The organism is Vibrio crassostreae 9ZC13, assembly GCF_000272045.2.
GTDB lineage: Bacteria > Pseudomonadota > Gammaproteobacteria > Enterobacterales > Vibrionaceae > Vibrio > Vibrio crassostreae_C.
Window position 1 is genome coordinate 894,516 of sequence record NZ_AJYZ02000019.1, and the last position, 21,991, is coordinate 916,506.

The 21,991-nt window shown below is 45.4% G+C and carries 13 protein-coding genes; 8 read left to right on the top strand and 5 right to left on the bottom strand.

Annotation, left to right across the window (positions count from 1 at the left end; all coding sequences use genetic code 11):
• On the top strand, positions 1 to 388 hold a 388-nt coding region (locus tag A136_RS05200; RefSeq protein WP_017064754.1), incomplete at its 5' end, for an IS110 family transposase.
• Between the two features lie 347 nt (positions 389 to 735).
• Here A136_RS05200 and A136_RS05205 read toward each other — a convergent pair.
• Positions 736 to 1,671: a hypothetical protein gene (locus tag A136_RS05205; RefSeq protein WP_017064755.1), complete on the bottom strand. Its 936-nt coding sequence runs from the start codon at positions 1,669 to 1,671 to the stop codon at positions 736 to 738.
• Positions 1,672 to 1,912: 241 nt separating this feature from the next.
• Positions 1,913 to 4,510, bottom strand: coding sequence for a molybdopterin oxidoreductase family protein (locus A136_RS05210; protein WP_032546871.1), 2,598 nt, complete (start codon positions 4,508 to 4,510; stop codon positions 1,913 to 1,915).
• A 472-nt stretch (positions 4,511 to 4,982) separates the two neighbouring features.
• On the opposite strand from A136_RS05210, the gene nirB reads away from it, so the two are divergent.
• The 4 genes from nirB to A136_RS05235 all read left to right on the top strand — a co-directional run bounded on the left by nirB (position 4,983) and on the right by A136_RS05235 (position 11,539).
• Entirely contained in the window at positions 4,983 to 7,565 is a 2,583-nt protein-coding gene (gene nirB / locus A136_RS05220; RefSeq protein ID WP_017064758.1) for a nitrite reductase large subunit NirB, read from the top strand.
• Between the two features lie 58 nt (positions 7,566 to 7,623).
• Complete coding sequence (gene nirD, locus A136_RS05225) at positions 7,624 to 7,968, top strand: nitrite reductase small subunit NirD (protein ID WP_017064759.1); 345 nt, start codon at positions 7,624 to 7,626, stop codon at positions 7,966 to 7,968.
• A gap of 143 nt (positions 7,969 to 8,111) precedes the next feature.
• A complete protein-coding gene (locus A136_RS05230; RefSeq protein ID WP_017064760.1) occupies positions 8,112 to 9,581 on the top strand; it encodes a NarK family nitrate/nitrite MFS transporter in 1,470 nt (489 codons plus the stop codon).
• A gap of 167 nt (positions 9,582 to 9,748) precedes the next feature.
• Complete coding sequence (locus A136_RS05235) at positions 9,749 to 11,539, top strand: bifunctional protein-serine/threonine kinase/phosphatase (RefSeq protein WP_017064761.1); 1,791 nt, start codon at positions 9,749 to 9,751, stop codon at positions 11,537 to 11,539.
• Positions 11,540 to 11,595: 56 nt separating this feature from the next.
• Here the strand turns inward: A136_RS05235 and cra are convergent, their stop codons facing one another.
• Entirely contained in the window at positions 11,596 to 12,600 is a 1,005-nt protein-coding gene (gene cra / locus A136_RS05240; protein ID WP_029235252.1) for a catabolite repressor/activator, read from the bottom strand.
• A gap of 372 nt (positions 12,601 to 12,972) precedes the next feature.
• On the opposite strand from cra, the gene fruB reads away from it, so the two are divergent.
• The 3 genes from fruB to fruA are packed head-to-tail and all read left to right on the top strand — an operon-like array spanning position 12,973 to position 16,851.
• Entirely contained in the window at positions 12,973 to 14,106 is a 1,134-nt protein-coding gene (gene fruB, locus A136_RS05245; RefSeq protein WP_017064764.1) for a fused PTS fructose transporter subunit IIA/HPr protein, read from the top strand.
• Between the two features lie 9 nt (positions 14,107 to 14,115).
• Complete coding sequence (gene pfkB / locus A136_RS05250) at positions 14,116 to 15,093, top strand: 1-phosphofructokinase (protein ID WP_017060871.1); 978 nt, start codon at positions 14,116 to 14,118, stop codon at positions 15,091 to 15,093.
• 15 nt (positions 15,094 to 15,108) lie between these two features.
• Positions 15,109 to 16,851 carry a PTS fructose transporter subunit IIBC gene (fruA, locus tag A136_RS05255; protein WP_017064765.1) on the top strand — a complete coding sequence of 581 codons (1,743 nt, stop codon included), beginning with the start codon at positions 15,109 to 15,111 and terminating at the stop codon, positions 16,849 to 16,851.
• A 165-nt stretch (positions 16,852 to 17,016) separates the two neighbouring features.
• Here the strand turns inward: fruA and A136_RS05260 are convergent, their stop codons facing one another.
• Together A136_RS05260 and A136_RS05265 are read right to left on the bottom strand one after the other, a co-directional pair.
• Positions 17,017 to 17,340 (bottom strand): DOPA 4,5-dioxygenase family protein, encoded by a 324-nt coding sequence (locus A136_RS05260; protein WP_017064766.1) that lies wholly within the window; start codon positions 17,338 to 17,340, stop codon positions 17,017 to 17,019.
• 129 nt (positions 17,341 to 17,469) lie between these two features.
• Complete coding sequence (locus tag A136_RS05265) at positions 17,470 to 21,954, bottom strand: SslE/AcfD family lipoprotein zinc metalloprotease (protein ID WP_017064767.1); 4,485 nt, start codon at positions 21,952 to 21,954, stop codon at positions 17,470 to 17,472.
• Between the last annotated feature and the right edge of the window lie 37 nt (positions 21,955 to 21,991).

Here is a 21,991-nt window from a genome sequence, read left to right on the forward strand (position 1 = left end):
CCTCATGGATATTCCAGGTGTCGGTGAACACAGTGCAAGTGCCATTGTCGCGACCGTCAATGACGCCAAACAATTTGGCTCTAGCCGCCAATTTGCCGCTTGGATAGGGTTGGTTCCAAGACAATACTCAACAGGTGGTCATGTTCATCTTGGTCGCATCAGCAAAAGAGGCGAAAAACATATTCGCACTCTACTTATTCATGGCGCAAGAGCCGTTATTGCACGATGTAAAGAGAAAACCGATCGCAACAGTATTTGGTTAAATCAACTCGTTGAACGACGAGGTTATAAACGAGCAGCTGTCGCCCTAGCAGCAAAAAATGCTCGTATAATATGGGCATTATTAACAACAGGAAAAGAGTACAAGATTAACTATGTAAACGGTTAACACTCACCGAGTCAAAGCAATAGCAAATGATGACAATACGACCAGACCGAGATGCCTAAACCTGTTTAATTGGGAAGTAATAAATACTGTTTAACGAATGAGGCTGGCATCAAGCGAATATCATCAAGGTGACGGAACGATTCCGATTAAACACCGAATGTAGAGCTGCTGTCCGATCCACTGTTGTCAGCGGGAGCTATTGTTGACAAAAGAGGGAGTCCATGTAGCCCTGTTAAGGTGTGAGCAACGCCATACCGATGTTTCCGCAAACCACCTTAAACACTTAACGCAACGCATAGTAAAAATGCCACGCGTTGCGAATCACTCTTAAACAGATTGTTAAATTACTATTCACTGTTACGTGTTGTTGCCCATTTTTGGTCTGCTTCAGCATCAATAAACTCAGCGAGACCAACCATATCGATACCTAGTTGCAATAGCCATTGAAAATCAATTTTAGGCTGGGTATACCGACGCTTAAGGAGTTGTTCATAACTAGTATCTTTATATACACTAAGTCGCTGAAGGTATTGCTCAGAACAGTGTCCATCACTATGTTGGATTACATTTCTCACTTCCACAAGGTCATGTACAATAGGTAATTCAACTGGTGACTTTTTAGAATGAATGCCTATATGGAAAAGTTTCTGAAAACTATCGACCCTCTTAGGGTACGCACTCATTGCATGCTCTAAGATTTTCCTTTGAATTAGATTATCTTTAATGTCTTCTAAGTCGCCTAAGTCAAAAATCTCTTTGTTACTGAGCTGCTTTTGGTCGTTAGCAAGTAGTTCAACATTTCTCCACAGAATGTCTTCTGTGATCTCATTTAGGAAAATTTCAAAATTTGTAGCTAATTGAGACACTGAATGATTGAAAAGATTTCTAGATAGGTTTCTAGATATCGAGTCAAAGTTTTTATCTTTAATCGTTATTTTTGGTGTCGGAAGCTCGTTGGAGTTATTACTCTGACGTTTTCTAGGAGCAAAAAGTTGAGGCTTAACTGAATAGTCAGAAATAGGCATTTTACTCCCAATATGACTAAACAGAAGAACCTCGCTTATATAGTTAACCCATTCAGTTGTCCTGATACAAAAGTCATCCAAAGCATCTGACTTTTCACCGAGCGGCTCGATTTTAAATGGAAGCGTAATGTCAGTGATATCCACTGTGTTTATATTTAATCCCTTAGCCAAATTTTCCTCCTGTAATTTAACAGCTATATTAGACAGAATAATTCTGCATTTTGTCCCTGAAACAATTCTGTCTAGTTTCCAAGACACACTACACTTAGTCCAATAACTCTCTTAATAACATCATCTTACCTACTTATCTTTGTATCAAACATGACGAAAAGCAGAAATTTTCCATATAGTTTCTGCAAAATGCAGAAAACTCCCTAATGTGTGAGTAAGCCGCAGTTCAGGCTATGAAGGTTGTATCTTGGAAGTTGTATTCTCAAACAAAAACGCCGACGTAATTGTCGGCGCTTAACTTTAGGTATTAATAGGTTAGAGGTAGTTACTACTTCGCCATAGTTCTCAAAAATTCGGCTTCGAACTCTTCATCGGCTTCTCGGGTTAGGCACTCCACCAGCCATTCAATGCTTTGATGGTCGAGCTTACTGTTCACCACGAAAGCTTGCTTTACGCCAGACTGACCCAGCCTGGCAGAGCCGTAGTTCTTGAATGATTTATTGCCATGATAATGGAGTGATTTGATCGCCTCCGCGTTAGGTTCTGGTAATGCATCGAGGGTGTTGGCAAGCTGAATCACCAACTCCATTGGGTTCTTAGATGATGAGATGCGATACAGAAAACCGCCCTCCACTCTTTGGCGAACCCAGTAATCAAAGCCACTGCAATCCATCACCTTATCACTGACCAGTGCGGCTTCGCTGCGATAGCCACACGGTTCAACCATCACTGGGGTATGTTTAAATTCTGGCTGACCTGATGCGGCATCGGTATGAGGCAAGATTAGGTCGCATGGTTTGCTGTCTTTGGCGGTGGGTGCGTTCCAGTGGATAGGCATGAAGACTTGTTCGCGGCGCATCTCTTTGGTCACTACTAAGCGGGCTTGGCACTCCCCTTGTGCGCTGCGTACTTTCACCACTGGATTAATAGTGGCGTGGTTGAAAGCATCTAGCCCAAATTCATCTAAGCCAAGCTCTGCAACCGTATCTGGGTGCATCGCAACAAAAGGCTCAGGGGTATGCTCACCTAAACCTGCCGCCAAGCCTGTGCGGCTCATGGTGTGCCATTGGTCTCGGATTCGGCCTGTGTTCATGATAAGTGGGAATTCAAGGCTGGTATCGGCAATCGGTTTGTCGTGCTCAACTGCAATAAACTGCGCTTTGCCTGATTCGGTAAAGAACTCGCCATTGGTGAACATGCGTTGCTCAATGATCTCTGGTTGATACTCTAACACTGGCCATTGCTGTGGAGTGAGTTCGCCATAGCCTTTTTCATCCAGTTTGGTTAATCCAATTAAGCACAAATCACGCGCTTTGCCCGTTTCATTGCCGAGCGCTGTCATCTCGCAATACTCTTTGAAGATCTCACCTTCGTGACGGAACTCAAATTGCTCTTTGAATCCCATTTTTTGCGCCACTTCTTTCAAGATCCACCAATCCGGTTTGGCTTCTCCTGGGCTTGGTAATATACGGCGTTGGCGTGAGATTCGACGCTCAGAGTTGGTTACGGTGCCCGATTTCTCACTCCACCCTTGTGCGGGCAGCACCACATCGGCCAAGCGAGTGGTTTCAGTGTCGGCAATACAATCAGACACCACCACAAATGGGCACTTCTCTAATGCCGCTTTGATCTTTTCACTGTCAGGCAGGCTCACAACTGGGTTGGTTGCCATGATCCACACGGCTTTGATTTTGCCTTCATTCATGGCATCAAACAGGTCAATCGCTTTTAAACCCGCATGTGTGGCTAAGCTATCGGTTTGCCAGAACTCGCTGACGGTTTGGTGTGATTGCGGATCACCAAATTCAAAGTGCGCCGCTAAGGTATTGGCTAAACCGCCCACTTCTCGGCCACCCATTGCGTTCGGCTGGCCCGTTACAGAGAATGGCCCCATGCCCGGCTTGCCAATTTTCCCGGTGGCTAAATGGCAGTTAATAATGGCGTTTACCTTGTCGCACCCTTGTGTCGATTGGTTCACGCCTTGAGAGTAAATGGTCAGCACCTTCTCGTTCGATGCAAACAAGCTGTAGAACTGTTTTAGCTGCTGCTCTGTTAACCCTGTAAGCTCAGGAACACTTTTGTCGCCCCAGCCTGATTCGGTATAACCTGACTCTGTATAACGGTAGTGAGTCGCAGATCGAATCGATTCAGTAAAGCCTTGGGTGTGGTTTTCTATGTAGTCTGCATCTAGCTTGTCGTTATCATCGAGGTAACCCAATAAACCATTGAACAATGCGACGTCTGAGCCTGATTCCAATGCCAAGTGAATGTCTGCGATTTCACAAGTGTCGGTATAACGCGGGTCTATGACGATGACTTTCAATGCAGGGTTGGCTTGTTTCGCGGCTCTTAATCTTTGGAAAAGTACCGGGTGACACCATGCTAAGTTGGAACCTGTAATCACGACGAGTTCGGCTTGCTCGAGATCTTCGTAGCACACCGGTACGGTGTCTGCGCCAAATGCTCGCTTATGCCCGACCACGGTTGAAGCCATACATAGCCTAGAATTACTGTCAATGTTGCCACTGCCGATGAAGCCTTTCATCAGTTTATTGGCAACGTAATAGTCTTCGGTAAGCAGCTGACCAGACACATAGAACGCAACCGAATCGGCCCCAAATTCTTCGATGGTTTGATTGAATTTGTCTGCGACCAACTGAGTGGCGCTGTTCCAATCCAGCTGTTGTTTTTGCTCATTCTGAATATGAGCAGGCTGTGTAAGACGACCTAAAGGCGTGACGGTGTCGCCAAGCGCGATCCCTTTAGTACAAAGCTTTCCATAGTTTGATGGATGATCTTTATCACCACGCACTTCTAGTTTTCCTAGCGATGTCGGTCTCGCTTCTATTCCACACCCTACACCACAATAAGCACAGGTCGATTTTATCCAGCCGCTGTTTGAATCGGTCATCCGTTTCTCGCTCAATTATCCATAATTGTAATAACTGAAAACAAGCAAATAACACGCCACTTAATATCAGCTGATAAATAGCAAATAATTTCATCTAAAAACAACAACTTAATAAAAACACAAATATCAACAACGAACCAAACAGAACTTAACCAAGATCGAAACTTAATTTTTGCACCATCTTGCAGAAAGTTGCACCACAAACGCTCATTTATATAAATCTAACAAAAAATTTACATACCACTTTAGGGGTAATTGTGTGCTACCTCTATTTTTTAAGCCACTGAAAATTATAAATAAATTTTTATTCAAATGAACGAACCGTAATCTGGCATCCTCCTTGCTCCACTAAAAACCAAGACTTAGAAAAAACATTTTTGTTTTTCTTGATGATTATGAATTGAGTGGAATCTCAACCCGGTATTCATCTGCTAACGACTAGAAATTAGATGCTAGTAATGGTGGCGCCGAGAATAAGGAATGGATTATGAGCAAGAAGAAAATCGTCGTTGTTGGTAACGGCATGGTTGGACACAAATTTATCGACAACATCCTGCAATCAGACAGTGATGAGTTTGATGTGATTACTTTCAGTGAAGAACCAAGGCTGGCCTACGACCGTGTTCAGCTGACGGCTTACTTTAATGGTAAAAGCGCTGATGACCTGTCATTGACCAGTGAAGATTATTACCAAAGCAACGGCGTGAACTACTTGTTGAACCAGAAGGTTGCCAAGCTAGACACCGCCAATCAACAAGTCATCACTGAAAGTGGTCATGTTGAAAGTTACGACAAGCTAATCTTGGCGACGGGCTCTTTCCCTTTTGTTCCCCCTATTCCTGGTAACGACCAAGAACACTGCCACGTTTATCGCACCATCGAAGATTTAGACGCCATCGAGCTTTCAAGCAAAGTCAGCAAATCTGGCGTGGTGATTGGTGGTGGTCTGCTTGGCTTAGAAGCCGCAAACGCCGTCAAAAACCTTGGTTTGGAAACTCATGTGGTTGAATTTGCACCTCGCCTGATGGCCGTACAATTAGATGACGGTGGCGGTGCGCTACTGCGCAGAAAGATTGAAGACCTTGGGGTGCAGGTTCACACCGAGAAAGCGACCTCTGAAATAGTCGATGGCGAAAATGCTCGCTACCGCATGAACTTCGCCGATGGCACCCATTTAGAAACCGATATGATCGTATTCTCTGCGGGTATTCGCCCTCAAGATGAGCTAGCAAGAAGCTCTGATGTCGAGATTGGCGAGCGTGGCGGTATTGTGATCAACAATCACTGTCAAACCAATATCGACAACGTTTACGCCATTGGAGAATGTGCCCTTTGGGATAACAAGATCTTCGGCTTAGTGGCCCCTGGTTATTCGATGGCAAAAATCGCGGCTTCGCATATTGTCTCTGACGGAACGAGCGACGCTTCATTTACTGGTGCAGACATGAGCACCAAGCTCAAACTGCTTGGCGTCGATGTGGCCAGTATTGGTGAAGTACACGGCAAGACGGAAGGCGCTCAATCGTATACCTACAACGATGAAATTGAACAAGTTTATAAACGCTTGATCATCTCGGCTGACGGCACGAAAATTGTCGGTGCCGTATTGGTCGGTGATGCAGAAGCCTACGGTTCGCTACTGCAAATCAAGCAAAATGATATGCCCCTTCCTGAAAACCCATCAGTGCTAATTTTACCTAACGTGGCCGATGATTCAGGTTCGGCAATGGGTGTTGAAGCTCTGCCTGATAGCGCTGTGATCTGTTCATGTTTTGATGTGACCAAAGGCGATATTAAAGAGGCCGTTTCAGCTGGCTGCACCACGATGGCTGCATTGAAAGAAACCACGAATGCTTCAACAGGTTGTGGCGGTTGTTCTGCCCTTGCTAAACAGGTTCTCGATAGCGAGCTAAGTAACCTAGGTGTGGAAGTCTCTAACGATATCTGTGAGCACTTTGCTTATTCTCGCCAAGAGCTTACCGACATCATTCGCGTCAACAAAATCAAGACCTTCGACGAGCTGTTAGATTCTCACGGCAACGGATTGGGCTGTACTGTGTGTAAACCGGCTGTCGGTTCGATTCTGGCTTCGTACTGGAACGATTACATCCTTGAAGATCAACATATCGAGCTGCAAGACACCAATGACATCTACCTTGGCAACATGCAAAAAGACGGCACTTACTCGGTAGTTCCGCGTATTGCTGGCGGTGAAATCACTCCAGATAAATTGATTGTTTTAGGCGAAGTCGCTAAAGAGTTCGACCTGTACACCAAAATCACGGGCGGTCAGCGTGTCGACTTGTTTGGCGCACAGCTTAACGAACTGCCTATCATCTGGAAAAAGCTGATTGATGCAGGTTTTGAAACGGGCCACGCCTACGGTAAATCGGTTCGTACCGTGAAATCTTGTGTCGGTAGCACTTGGTGTCGATACGGTGTCGACGACAGTGTTGGCTTAGCGATTCGACTTGAGAACCGCTACAAAGGCCTGCGTTCACCACACAAGATCAAGTTTGCGGTTTCTGGCTGTACTCGTGAATGTGCAGAAGCCCAATCAAAAGATTTTGGCATTATCGCCACCGACAAAGGTTGGAACCTCTACATCTGTGGTAACGGCGGTATGCGCCCTCGCCATGGTGACCTTTTCGCTACCGACCTTGATGAAACCACACTGCTGCAATACATCGACCGCATTCTGATGTTTTACACACGTACCGCAGACCGCCTACAGCGCACATCAGTATGGATGGAGAACCTTGAAGGCGGCATCGAATACCTCAAGCAAGTCGTGATTGAAGACAAGCTCAACGTAGCTGAAGAACTCGAAGCGGACATCGCACTCAACATCGAGAAGTACCAGTGTGAATGGAAAACCACCATTGAAAACCCTGAGAAGATGAAGCGCTTCCAGCACTACATCAACAGTGAAGAAATGGACACTAGCCTCTCTTTCATCAAAGAGCGAGAGCAGCGTTTTCCTAAGCCGAGCTTGAGCTCTTCTTCCGATTCAAAACGCGATGAAAAGCTCGCTAAAGCAGACCAAATCGAAGTGACTGAGGTTTCATAAATTTCATCAGGTTCATCAATAAAAAAATAAAAACTCAATTTTAGACTAGGAGAAAGTCATGGAAAATTGGACAACCGTATGCAGCACCAGCGATCTAACCCCAAACGGGGGAATTTGCGCCAAAGTAGACGATAACCAAGTGGCTATTTTTTACTGCAAGCGCAGCGACACGCTTTATGGGCTCTCTAATTACGACCCTATCGGCAAGGCGAATGTGATGTCACGTGGTATAATTGGTTCATTAAGCGGAGAACCTTACGTGGCCTCACCCTTATACAAGCAGCATTACCACTTAGAAACTGGCGAATGTCTTGAACAGCCTGAGCTCAAGCTCGTGAAATTTGAAGTTCGCAAGCAAGGAGAACAAGTTCAAGTTCTCACACCACTTGCTATCGCCAGTTAACTAAACCGCCGACACCATCATGCAAACGCTTATTGGCGTGCGCAATTTCGGCACAGGGTTTATGCACATTAAAAGCGTTCTAAGTTCGGAAGTAACGCAGGTGCACAAACCGGGTAATTTTCCAGATTTAAAGGATTTAAACCATGGATAACACTAAATTTTCGCTGCTTTCATTTACGGGTAAGATGAAGGTCTTACACCTAAGCTGGATGGCCTTTTTCATTACCTTTGTTGTGTGGTTCAACTTTGCCCCACTACTGCAAATGGTAAAAACTACGCTTGGTCTTTCTACTGAAGAGATCAAAACCCTCCTGATCCTCAACGTTGCATTGACCATTCCGGCACGTGTCGCAATAGGCATGCTAACCGATAGATACGGCCCAAGGTTGGTTTACTCTTCGCTACTCGCGGTCTGTTCTATCCCTTGTTTCATGTTTGCTCTGGCAGACTCTTTCATTCAAGCAGCAATCGCTCGTTTCCTACTGGGCTTCATTGGTGCAGGTTTCGTTGTCGGTATTCGTCTTGTGTCTGAATGGTTCCCACACAACGAACTGGGTACTGCAGAAGGTATTTACGGCGGCTGGGGTAACTTCGGTTCAGCAGCAGCGGCGTTCACACTTCCAACTCTCGCTCTAGCGTTTGGTGGTGAAGACGGCTGGCGTTATGCGGTCGGTATTACCGGCGTAATGAGCTTAGCGTTCTCGTTTATCTTCTACAAAAACGTGTCAGATACACCAAAAGGTTCTACTTACTTCAAGCCTGCTCAAGTAACAGCAATGGAAGTGACATCAAAGGGTGACTTTTTCTTCCTACTTATTATGAAGATCCCTATGTATGCCGCTTTAGCGCTACTGACTTGGAAGCTATCACCAAGCAACATCAACATGTTGTCTGACATGGCGGTTTACTCTGTGTATGCAGGTTTAGCAGCACTTTACTTGTACGAAGTGTCGCAAGTTTGGAAAGTAAACAAGAACGTATTTAAAGAAGAAGTGCCTGAGATTCACCAGTACAAGTTCAAGCAAGTAGCGGTACTTAACGTATTGTACTTCGCAACATTTGGTTCTGAACTGGCTGTGGTTTCTATGCTGCCACTGTTCTTCTCTGAAACCTTTGAATTAACACCGGTTCTTGCAGGTATGGTTGCATCGGCTTATGCCTTTATGAACCTAATGTCTCGCCCAGGTGGTGGTTGGATTTCAGATAAATTCGGTCGTAAACCAACACTGCTTATTCTAACGATTGGTCTTGCTGTGGGTTACTTCGCAATGGGTCAAGTCGACAGCACATGGCCTGTATGGCTAGCGGTTGTCGCAGCGATGGCGTGTTCTTTCTTCGTGCAAGCGGGTGAAGGTGCGGTATTCGCAACGGTTCCTCTAATCAAGCGTCGTATGACAGGTCAAATTGCAGGTATGACGGGCGCTTACGGTAACGTGGGTGCAGTAGTTTACCTAACTGTGTTGTCATTCGTGAGCTACCAAACCTTCTTCTTAGTGATTGCTGCAACAGCGGTACTTGGCTTTGTGACTCTACTGTTCATGGAAGAGCCTAACGGTCAAATCGCCGAAGTAAACGACGATGGCAGTGTCACGCTGATTAATGTTTCAAGCTAGATCTGTACTATGAAGCATTGATATTATTGAATCGGGAGAAGCACCTTAGCGGATACATCAATGCTAGGTGCTTCGTTCAAAGGCTCTAAGTTCACTAGGGCTTTTGTTCTTCCTAGGATGTTCTGTCAAGGAAGCGGGAAGAAGAGCAGTTAAGAAGAAGACCAGTTATGACAATTTCATTCAGCCAAGGGCAAGTCATCACGCCAGAATCCAACAACCAGTTAACGCTTAAGTTTGGTGGTTATTCGAATCAAGGCGTACGAGATGAAAACCAAGATGCCATCATTGTAAAACACCCAAAAACTCGCGCAGAGCAAGAGTTGAAAGGCAGTGTTGCCTGCATAGCAGACGGCGCAAGTTGCAGTGAACACGGCCAGAAAGCCAGTCACACCAGCGTGATGCAGTTTATCGACGACTATTACGCAACTCCCCAAAGCTGGAGCATCCAACGTTCGGCGCAAAAGGTCTTAACGTCCCTCAATTCTTGGCTCTTCAACACGTCTGTTTCTAATATTCATCCCGCACAACAAGTGAACCACAATGCCCTCGTTTCGACGTTCAGCAGCGTGATATTAAAATCAAACACCGCACATATATTCCACGTTGGCGACAGCCGCATTTACTTACTCAGAGATGGAGAATTACGCCAACTGACCCGCGACCACACCCGTAAAAATATGGGACAGAAGCATTATCTTACACGCGCCTTAGGCATGGACAACCAACTCAACGTTGACTATCAAACCCTGCCTATCAAGAAAAACGACTGCTTTATCCTGACATCTGATGGCGTGCACGAGTTTGTATCTCCCAACACCTTCAAAGAACACATCGATAAACCCGGAGCGGATTTCGAATACGCAGCGCAAACCATCTGTAACACCGCTTTAAGCCACAATAGCTCAGACAACGTGAGCTGCTTGATTGTGCAAGTCAGCCATCTGCCTAAACCTTCGTTGATTGAATTCCATGAGAAGCTGGCTAAACGGGCAATCCCACCCGCTTTAAAGCTCGGGCAAAGTATCGACAACTTCATGGTACTTGAGGTGTTGTATGCAGGTTCAAGAAGCCATGTGTATCGTGTGATGCAGAAAGAGACACAAACCGAGTTCGTGCTGAAAGTCCCTTCCGTTCAATATCACGATAGCCCTTCGCAACTCAGAGCTTTCTTTAATGAACAATGGGCGGGGATCTTGTTAAAAAACAAGAGAGTAATGAAGGTTTACCCGACGCCAGAGAACTCGCAATTCTTATATCAAATCTGCGAATGGGTAGAAGGCATCACCCTAAGACAATGGATGTACGACAATCCAAAGCCGTCACTCAATGAAGTGCGCGACATACTAGAAAAAATCACACAAGGCATTCGAGTATTACAACGTGCAGACATGGTGCACCGAGACTTAAAACCGGAAAACATCATGATTCAACGTGATGGTGAGGTAAAAATCATCGACCTTGGTGCGGTGTTAGTGAGAGGCCTTGAAGAGGGAGAGCTCACCGACAAAGACGACACACCATTAGGCGCGGTCAATTACATAGCGCCAGAGACCATCAAGCACAACAGCGCGACCACCAGCTCAGATCTGTTCTCTATCGCTGTGATCGGCTATGAGATGCTAACCGGTGCATTGCCCTACTCTGAAATGACTGCCCAATCGCTTAAACAATCTCGCCACCATCAATGGGAATACCAACCCATAACTCAGAAACGAGCGGACTTACCAAGTTGGGTGGATTTAGTGTTACAAAAAGCCTGCGCGGAATCACCAAGCGAACGTCATCAAGTGTTGGGGGATTTTGTAGCAGACCTTTACACACCAAACCAAAGCTTGGTCAAAAGCAAAGCCAAGCAACCTTTGATAAACCGAAACCCGATCCAGTTTTGGAAAGTGTTGGCTTTGTTGCTCGGCATTGTTGCCATTGTGGAAATGGGCTTATTGCTGAGTTCAAATTAATTACAGGTTCGAGCTAAGTGCCCAAGTCCAACCTAGCTTGTGTAAACTAACTGGAATTAGCCTCGTTTTACTAAGCTTCTTGGTACTAACTCGATACCCGCTTGGTAACGTTTAGCAGACGCGTTCAAAGCAAGTGCAAAGGCGCTGTCTGCAATCACTTCGAATTGCTGTGGCAATGAATGAACTTTAAAAGGTAAGAAGTCCAATAAACGGTTATCACCAAAGGTTGCCAGTTTCACTTGCTTGATCAGCTCTGGCTTTTCAACCATCACATCCAATACACCTTCTAGCAAAGTGTAAGACATAGTGACAATCGCATCAGGCACTGTGCCTTTGGCAATCCAACCCTCAAAAATCTCACGTCCTGATTCTCGGTCAAAGTGCTCGCCATAACCGACAACCATCGGCTTGTTGTCTGTTAGCCTTGTTTGTTGAGTATGTGCTTTATTCGCCGCTTCAAAACCCAACTGACGTTCACGTGAAATGTTCAGATCAGGCAGTGCACCAATCAAACCAACACTATGAATACTGTCATCAAGAATCGAGTGGGTCAGTTCAAACGCAGCCTCGAAATCTTCACTGATCACACAGGCAAAATGCTCATCATCTAAAGGACGGTCAATCGCAATAACGGGTGTGCCTGAGTTTTGCAACTTCAAGTAGAACTCATTGGCGTCTGGCATTGAGCTCGCCACCAGCAAGGCATCGATACGACGGCTAACAAGCGCTTCCGCAACTTTACGTTCGGTTTCAGCGTCATCATCTGAGCAACCAATCAAAATTTGATAACCCACTTTACGTGAGTTCTGCTCTATCAATTTTGCTAAACGCGCGTAACTGCTGTTTTCCAGATCGGGAATAATCAAACCAAATGAACGGCTATTACCAGCGCGCAGCGACGAAGCAGCATGGTCTGGTCGGTAGTTATATTCTTCCACCACTGCCATTACTTTCTGCTGTGTCTTTTCACTGATTCTGTATTTCTGCGCCTTGCCATTAATCACATAGCTGGCTGTGGTTTTCGACACACCGGCTAGTTTGGCAATCTCATCTAGTGTCATATGGGTGACCTGTGTTTTGTGCGTAGGATCATATAACCAATCTTCTGATCCTTGGATTAGTTGAATTATATGCTGAATCGATTCAGTATAAAAGCTGAAAGGATTCAGCAAAATCTGAAAAGTGACTTCAATCATCCTTTTGAATGGATTGAGCGTCATTTGTTGTGATTCAACTTCTCGTTATTAACGAAACTGAAATTACGACACGCAGCGAAACTATTTTGAAAACCAAAATCGGCTTTGCTGAATTTTTTACACTAAATGCTGAACCGATTCAGCAAGATAAAACAAAGAGCAAGCAACGGGCAAATATTGCTCTAGACTGAATCGTAGCGATACACAAATTCTCAAGCGATACGCTAAAGAGGCACCATGCTTAAATTATCAAAATCTGACATCACTCTAGGCCAAACTGCCGAAGACAAATTCAAAGCAATCCAAAACATTGCTGGCGACCTGACAGCTAAAGGTTTAGTTGACTCTGGTTACGTTGAAGGAATGCTGAACCGTGAAAACCAGAACTCTACGTTCCTAGGTAATGGCATCGCGATTCCTCACGGAACGACGGATACTCGTGGCCTAGTGAAAGAGACAGGCGTTGCGGTACACCACTTCCCTGAAGGTATTGATTGGGCAGACGGCAACCGTGTTTACGTAGCAATTGGTATTGCAGCTAAATCTGACGAGCACTTAGGCATCCTTAAGCAACTGACCAAAGTTCTGGCAGCTGACGGTGTTGAAGAGAAATTAAAGCAAGCGACATCAGAAGACGAAATCATCGCTCTACTTAACGGCGAAGTTCAGCTTGAAGCCGACCTAGACGCTTCTTTAGTTCAGCTACTGTTCCCTGCGAGCGACATGATTCAAATGTCTGCAGTTGCGGGTGGCCTACTTAAGAACACAGGTTGCACAGACAACGCATTCGTTGCTGACCTAGTAACAAAAACACCAACTCACCTAGGCCAAGGCCTGTGGTTGTTGGGCAGCGACAAAGGCGTAACACGCACTGGCGTATCTTTCGTTTCAACAGCGAACCATTGTGAATACGAAGGCACACCAGTTAAAGCATTGGTAGCATTCGCAGCTTGCAACAGCGCGCACCAATCTATTCTGGCAAACCTAAGCAAGATGGTTTTTGAAGGTAAACAGCAACAACTGTTAGCCGCTGACGCAGCGCAAGTGATTGGCCTTCTAAAAGGTGAAGCGGTTTCTACAGCGTCTCAAGACGACGACAACTGCGCAGTCTTCAAAATCAAAAACGCACACGGCCTACACGCTCGTCCAGGTGCAATGTTGGTTGCTGAAGCGAAGAAATTCGAATCAACAATCCGCGTTTCAAACCTAGATGGCGACGGAAAAGAAGTGAACGCGAAGAGCTTGATGAAAGTCATCGCACTTGGCGTTAAACACGGCCACCAGCTTCAGTTTGTTGCTGAAGGTGACGATGCAGCACAAGCACTTGAATCGATTGGTAAAGCTATCGCTTCAGGCCTTGGCGAAGGTTAAGGAGTCGATATGTCTGATAAACAAATCAAAGCCGTTACCGTAACGCTTAACCCTGCTCTAGACCTGACAGGCGCTATCGACGCACTAAATGTAGGTTCAGTTAGCCTAGTAAACAAAGGCTCTCTGCATGCAGCGGGCAAAGGCGTAAACGTCGCAAAAGTTCTTTCAGAGCTTGGCGCGAAAGTGACCGTAACAGGTTTCCTTGGTCGCAATAACGAAGAAGCGTTCTGCCAACTGTTTGAAGAGATGGGTGCAACTGACCGCTTCATCCGTGTTGATGGCGCAACTCGCATTAACGTGAAATTGGTAGAGAATTCAGGCCAAGTAAGCGACATCAACTTCCCAGGTGTTCCTGTTGATGCTGACGCGATTAAAGCGTTCGAAGAAACCCTATTAGAACTTGCTGAAACGCACGATTATTTCGTCATTGCAGGCAGCTTGCCACAAGGTATCTCTCCTGAGCTTTGCGCTTCTTGGGTTCAACGCTTACACGATTTAGGTAAGAAGGTGCTATTTGATAGCAGCCGTGACGCACTTAAAGCCGGTATCAATGCACAACCATGGTTAATCAAACCAAACGATGAAGAGCTGTCTCAACTGTTCAATGCAGAGCTGACAACTCGTGACCAATGCCAACACGCGGGCCAAGCCCTAAGTGAAAAAGGCATCGAGAATATCGTGGTATCACTTGGCGCTGAAGGCGTGATGTGGCTTAACCAAGGTGAATGGTTACATGCTCAACCACCGCGCATGCAAGTAGTAAGCACGGTAGGCGCAGGTGACACATTGGTTGCTGGTCTATGTTGGGGTCAAATGCAACAGATGCCAAAACCAGAACTTATTAAATTCGCAACCGCCCTATCTGCTCTAGCAGTTTCACAGGTAGGCGTGGGCATCACCAGCCAACAAGAGCTGGATTCAGTACTACAAAATATCCAATTACAGGCGCTTAGTGCTCCAACTAGCCAGTTAGACACAAGCAAATAGGACAAAAGGTTTATTATGAATATTACCATTATCACAGCTTGCCCAAGTGGCGTAGCAAACAGCATCATCGCCGCGGGCTTGTTAGAGCAAGCGACAAAAGCACTAGGTTGGAACGCTGCTATTGAATGTCAATCAAGCGTGTTACCTGATTCAACTGTATCGCAAGACGCTATCGACAGCAGCGACGTTGTAGTTATCGCAGCTAACAAAAATGTTGATAAAGCACGTTTTGTTGGTAAGAAAGTGTACCAAGCGGCTATCTCTGAATGCACTGCAGATGCAAAAGCGTTTCTAGAGAAAGCGGTAGCAGAAGCAACAGTATTAGACGCTTCTCAAGCTGAAAGCACTGTTGAAGTGACCGGTACGTCACCTGCTACAGGTAGCAAAAAAATCGTAGCGATTACCGCTTGCCCAACTGGTGTTGCACACACCTTTATGGCAGCTGAAGCGCTTGAAGCAGAAGGCAAACGCCTAGGTCACCAAATCAAAGTGGAAACTCGCGGCTCTGTAGGTGCGAAAAACCAACTGACAGACCAAGAAATCGCAGACGCTGATCTAGTTATCATCGCAGCAGACATCGACGTTCCTCTGGATCGTTTTAACGGCAAAGCGCTGTACAAAACTACAACAAGCCCTGCTTTGAAGAAAACAAAGCAAGAGATGGAAAAAGCATTCGCAGAAGCTAAACCATACCAACACACAGCGTCTTCAAATTCAGCGCCTGCTGACGAGAAGAAAGGCGTGTACAAGCACCTGATGACAGGTGTATCTCACATGCTTCCTGTGGTTGTTGCGGGTGGTTTGATCATCGCACTCTCTTTCGTATTCGGTATCGAAGCGTTTAAAGAAGAAGGCACACTGGCAGCAGCACTGATGACTATCGGTGGTGGTTCTGCATTCGCACTGATGATTCCTGTTCTTGCTGGTTTCATTGCATTCTCGATTGCCGACCGTCCGGGTCTGGCTCCAGGTCTAATTGGCGGTATGCTGGCTAGCTCAACGGGCGCAGGTTTCCTAGGTGGTATCGCGGCAGGTTTCATTGCAGGTTACGCAGCGAAATTCATTGCCGACAAGGTTCAACTTCCACAGTCCATGGAAGCCCTCAAGCCAATCCTGATCATTCCGTTTATCGCGAGTTTGTTCACTGGTCTTGTGATGGTTTACATCGTAGGTGGTCCTGTTTCTGGCGTAATGAGCGCAATGACAGACTTCCTAAACAACATGGGTACGTCTAATGCGATTCTTCTAGGTGTGATTCTAGGCGCAATGATGTGTTTCGACCTTGGTGGTCCGGTAAACAAAGCCGCTTACACATTCGGTGTTGGTCTACTGGCTTCGCAAACTTACGCACCAATGGCGGCTATCATGGCAGCAGGTATGGTTCCAGCTCTAGGTATGGGCCTTGCGACTTTCCTAGTGAAAGACAAGTTTGAAGCAGGCGAGCGTGAAGCAGGTAAAGCATCATTCGTTCTTGGCCTATGTTTCATCTCTGAAGGTGCAATCCCATTCGCAGCGAAAGATCCAATGCGTGTTATCCCAGCTTGTATGGCAGGTGGCGCACTAACTGGCGCTCTATCAATGATGTTTGGTGCTCAGCTAATGGCTCCACACGGCGGTCTATTCGTACTACTGATTCCTGGTGCTATCTCTCCAGTTCTAATGTACCTATTGGCGATTGCAGCAGGTACAGCGGTAACAGGCTTTGGTTACGCGGCTCTTAAAAAGATGAGTGACTCTAAGGTAACTGCAGAGGCTTAATCCCCCTACTCTGGTTAACGGTTCAGCCCGATAACCAGAGGCTCTTGATAACCGGTTTCTTGGTAAAACGGCTCCTTAAAACAAAGGCTCCTCATTTGAGGAGCCTTTTTATTGTTCATGTATTTTCCGGTCGGAATGAGTTAAGTGCAATATTGGTATATTTGATTAGCTAGTAAGCGTTTCTTCAAAGACACCCAATTCACGACCAAGCCAGATCGCTCGTACTGTGTGATCCAAAGTTTCTTCACCGCCAGTTACAGGGTGAATAAGCACCGACATATCACCGCGTTCTTGCTCAAGCCATTCAACAATGCCCGACTCTTTGTTCGCAAAGTGAATCTCAAACATTGGCATCTTATGTGGACCAACCAAACGCTGTATTAGTGGAAAAACCTCTAATACATCTTTACGTTCCGATAGAATTTTCTGACGCAGTGTTTCTGCCTGCTCTGCAAATCGCAGAGGGAAATAGATATGACCGTGGTACATGGCACCATCCTTTAGAATTATGATACGCGCAGTTTAACCTGCTTTTTCGCATAGATCTCTTTTATGGCTGTAAAACGCCACACTAAAGTGAAGTGTGGCGTTTGATTCAAGCAACGATGGTTGTCCCTGTTAGATAGAGTCGACCTTTAAAGGGCTATCCTTTGGCTTCGGCAAGTTTAATTCCTTTATCAAACTACGACCTTTCTCGCTGATGCCTCCACTGTAAGATTTTGAGCCATTAGCATTAGTCATTGAAATTTCGCCCACGTTCCAAGCGACAAAGAAGTCACTTAAGTCATAGTTCGAAACATAAGAAGCGCACACCATCATTAAGTCTCCACCAGAAAGCCCAGTCTCGCTAGCGCTACAATAGTTCGTATTCGAGTCGCCTTCTCTATCACCTCGAGCTTTACGGTGCATAAGTTTGAACATGTTCCAGCCTTCATCTTCACCATACACATCAGATTGGCTTGCGCCGCGTGTATACCAATCATCAATTGCAAAGTTCGATTTTGCCCAGATTTTTAGCTGACCAAACATAACTAATCGTAAACCTGCATCACCATGTGACCACGCATGTTCATTATTAAGCTCTAGCCATTTAGGTGCTTTCTTAATATCCGATTTAATACGATCCATTTCAGGGTTTGCATTGCGCCCCTCTAACTCCTGCATATACAACGCAAGAAGGTTATTGGTCACTTCTGTACTACCAGCCGCAAGGAAAGGAGCTGATGCTAAGTTGTGACCAACTTCATGCCACAACAACCAATCGTTCACAGGGTTGGTTGGAATGTATGTCCGATTTGCGTTAAAGCTTGAATTCATCACTGGGTAGCCAGAGTGAGCAGCGCCAATCGAAATCTGCACGTCATTCACAAAACGATGGCGGAACGCATTCAGTTCTGGATAAGTGAACCTACGGTGTAAACCAGTGCTTTGTTTCTCATCACGCCCGTAGAAGTCACTTGCCGCTTCAGCGAATCGATTCATATCTGTTGCGAATTGGTTCAAATCAGCGGATTCTAGATTCCTGATTGGTGTAGTGTAAATAAATGAACCCGTATCGATTTCTGCAATTGGTGCGTCTGCCGATTGAATAGTGTTAATCCACTGTCCCTCTTTCCACCAAGCCGCTTTTAACGCGCCATCAATGCTAAACGAGACTTCACCAAGCTCTTTTACTTTCGGTTGAATGTAAATAAGGCCACCATATGGAACCTTGAAAGTTAAGCTCGAACCATTGTAGTCAAAGCTGGTTTGCATACGTGGAGGGCGTTTCAAACTGGTTTCATGATTAGGCTTGCCTGTCAGATCATCCGCCATCATCACAGTGATCGTTGCAGCTACACCATTACTAATCGTCACATCTTGTAACTGAGGAGCCCATAAACCTGTCGATTGATTGTTCCCAGCCGAATACGTGACGCCCTTGCCATCTGTTTGGATAAGAACCGAACTTGACGAAGATGCTCCTGAAGTTCGACCCGGATACATTGTGGTATCAACAACGATTTCATGATCCCAGAATGAGCGCCCCAACATAATACGAGTCAGAGGTTTCTCCATGTAATTTAATGGATAGCTAGGATTCAACTGCCCAGATAACTCACCTTCGCCATGAATCATTCCATTAGCGACTAACGACGCTTTTAGGTCAACAGGACACTGTGCATCCATTGTGTCTGTTTGATGTAAGTCTTCGGTATAACAGTTAAGGAACTGAACAGCCTGCTTGAACCCCAACTCATCTTGTATTTCTGTTTCAAAATGGTATGCGTTGTCATTCCACATCCAAACAGACAGGTTATCAAACGCTTGATTCAATTCGCTGTTAGACAGACGCTTACCTTGAGTACCTTTTGTTCTATAGTAAATTTCATGCTCATAAAGCGCCGTAAAGTTAGTGCCCAAGTTCGCCGCTTTAACCATGCTACCAACAACAGCTTCACTTACTTCATAGCGATCAAAGTCTGCGCGATAATAAGCACCGCGAACAGTAACACCGTCTCCAGAACGAGTCTCAATACAGTTAAATTCATATTCATAATCGTTTGTACAAAGATCAGTTCCAACAAATGCAGATTGCAGTTCTTTGATCGCCGCTTCACGCTCTTCTGCCGATTCAACAAAGATACGTGCGGATTTTTTCTCCATTACTGTTACACCAGACGCATCAAGCACTGGCTTCCCTTCAGCGTCTAACTTAGTAACCTCATAAGTCGGGATCTCAAACTTAATCTTGGACTCATCTTTGATCCACTCAACCGTACCATCTTGATTTACCGTGAATGGAGGCTCTCCTTGGTTATCTTGAAAACGCTCAAGAACCACCATTTCCTTTTGACTCTTCACGTGAAGATTAGGATAAGGTGCTTGGCAGTAATAAGAGCTACCGCAGAAAGCTTGGTTTGTCGGGGTAACGTTTTCACCACCAAGAGATACACCTACGGCATCTGCCAAGCGTCCAACAGGTTCAGGATTAGTCGTTTGAATCGCATCCATAAACAAGATATTGCCACCGTCATTAACATAGTTAATAAGAGCCGTAATATCGTCTTGGTTTAAGTTCGGGTTATCCAAGTCAGCAACAAACTGGTTAGTCATGCCATCTTGAACCAACTTAGGTGGGTATGCCTGAAGGATCAAAATCGGCGTATTACTCGCATCCAAATCATCAAAGTCACCTGAACCACGCTTTTCTACTGACGCAAAACCATACTGAGGACTAACAAAAAACGTGTACTGCTTACCCATTGTGGAGTGGTGATAAGCCGAATAGGCTTGGTCAATATTGGTCACTGCATTCATCCCAGCAATAGGCAAACCATTATTGAACCACTCAAACAAGTTCGAGAAAAACAAGCTCATGCTGCCTTGGTCATCATGCAGTAGGTTTTCGAACTTCGAAACAGTGCACTGTTGTTTGTTGCTATCGATATGCAATGTTCGATTGGCCCAATAATTTTCAGGGCATGACAGAATACTTGGATATAAGCCATTACCCATGAACACGACTTTACCTTTGCCTATCTCGCCTGCTGTAACGAATGGAAAACCATAAGTCGCGTTGTCTTCAGAGACTAAAGGAATCGGAGGCATCGAGATACTTGGGTGTTGTGCGATGTAAGGCTTACCTTCACGAGTCCAAGCCTGTTGCTCACCAAAATAAAGCTGACGGTTTTTATCAGTTCTTGGCATCATCACAGGGAATGCTCTGTTCGATATGTTCAGAGCTCGCATACCACGGGTATACCCCGTCGCACCGTAAAAACTACCATTGTCATTGAAAACATGGAATGTGGTGACGTTGTGGAAGATTTGCTGCAGAGACTCCGTAACATACTGACCAGAATCCATAGATAAAACGGCAGGTTGACGAACATAATCCATAAACTGAGGCGTTTGGCGCAGCTGCTCATCGATTACTGCCGTTAACCCTTGGCTAAACTGACCAACAAACTCATTAGGAAGTTCAAAGTCTGTACCCTCTATTAATCCCCCATTTGGCAGAGTTAGGTTGATCAGTTCATTTATAACGTTAGGGTACTTTGAAAAGGTACCTTGGACTTCTTCAGATATCTCATAATGACTTACATGATCAAGCGCGTAGCGCTCTAGTAATGACTGGATATTCGCTTTCTCAACCACATTATTGGTCACATCAGACAATTTATAAGCAATCTGATTACCCGTAATGGAGCCAAACTCAAACGTATCAATACCAAAAACGATTCTGTCGCCCCACAGGTACTCAAAGATTCCCTCTTCATCCGTCACGCCCGTCGCGTTAGCCGAAAAGAAACTGATCCCAGAAATCGCTTTACCATTAGCGTCTGTAAGCTTACTGCGAGTTAACACCTTACCTTCAACACTTGGCTTATAAGCATAGGTAGACTCTGCGTCTGCAGAAACAAAACCAGCGTTAAGGTTATTGTCCGCATTAGGGTCAACCGCAGGAACAACTGTTGTGTCTACGTGTGAACTAGGAGCCTTACCTACTTCATCTGTAGACTCTTCTTCTTTCGATGAAAAGTACGCATCGACAGCATCTTGATCATCAAGCTGCGAGAACACATCCTCAATATCAAAAGCATCCAGCTCTTTTAGACAGATAGCACTTTCAGTCTCACAAACATCAATTGATTCGAGTACCTTGGTAACGTTGTCTCCATGTAATTCTGTCAACTCAAATGCCGCATGAAGCGCATCATTTGAAATCGTGCTTTCTGTGACTTCGGGGAAAGGAGCCGTGAAATCACCTAAAGTAAGGTGACCCAAGGTACAACTAAAACTCACGCCTTGTTTTACACTGAACGTTCCGTTTTCAAGATGAATGCCGTCACAGTACACATCTCCAGAAACAAACGTCCCGCTCGACAACAGTGAACCGATGTAAGTTGTTGGGGGAATAATATCTGTTGGTGGAATAATGTCAGTCGGCGGAAGAATATCCGTTGGTGGAACAATATCTGTCGGAGGAAGAATGTCCGTTGGTGGTACAATATCTGTTGGAGGAGCCGTATCAGGGCCACCACTATAGCTTAGTGAGTCGTGATTACACCCTAAAAGAGCCGTGGATATGATAGCCAACGCAATTAAGTTTTTTTTCATTGAGCGAAGTTAGTCGTAATTTAAAGTGGACCGTTAT

Excerpts from the sequence above, each read along its gene's own strand:
- fruB (WP_017064764.1), top strand. The coding sequence starts at position 12,973 with ATGCTTAAATTATCAAAATCTGACATCACTCTAGGCCAAACTGCCGAA.
- nirD (WP_017064759.1), top strand. The coding sequence starts at position 7,624 with ATGGAAAATTGGACAACCGTATGCAGCACCAGCGATCTAACCCCAAAC.
- A136_RS05265 (WP_017064767.1), bottom strand. The coding sequence starts at position 21,954 with ATGAAAAAAAACTTAATTGCGTTGGCTATCATATCCACGGCTCTTTTA.
- A136_RS05235 (WP_017064761.1), top strand. The coding sequence starts at position 9,749 with ATGACAATTTCATTCAGCCAAGGGCAAGTCATCACGCCAGAATCCAAC.
- cra (WP_029235252.1), bottom strand. The coding sequence starts at position 12,600 with ATGACACTAGATGAGATTGCCAAACTAGCCGGTGTGTCGAAAACCACA.
- fruA (WP_017064765.1), top strand. The coding sequence starts at position 15,109 with ATGAATATTACCATTATCACAGCTTGCCCAAGTGGCGTAGCAAACAGC.
- A136_RS05230 (WP_017064760.1), top strand. The coding sequence starts at position 8,112 with ATGGATAACACTAAATTTTCGCTGCTTTCATTTACGGGTAAGATGAAG.
- pfkB (WP_017060871.1), top strand. The coding sequence starts at position 14,116 with ATGTCTGATAAACAAATCAAAGCCGTTACCGTAACGCTTAACCCTGCT.
- nirB (WP_017064758.1), top strand. The coding sequence starts at position 4,983 with ATGAGCAAGAAGAAAATCGTCGTTGTTGGTAACGGCATGGTTGGACAC.
- A136_RS05260 (WP_017064766.1), bottom strand. The coding sequence starts at position 17,340 with ATGTACCACGGTCATATCTATTTCCCTCTGCGATTTGCAGAGCAGGCA.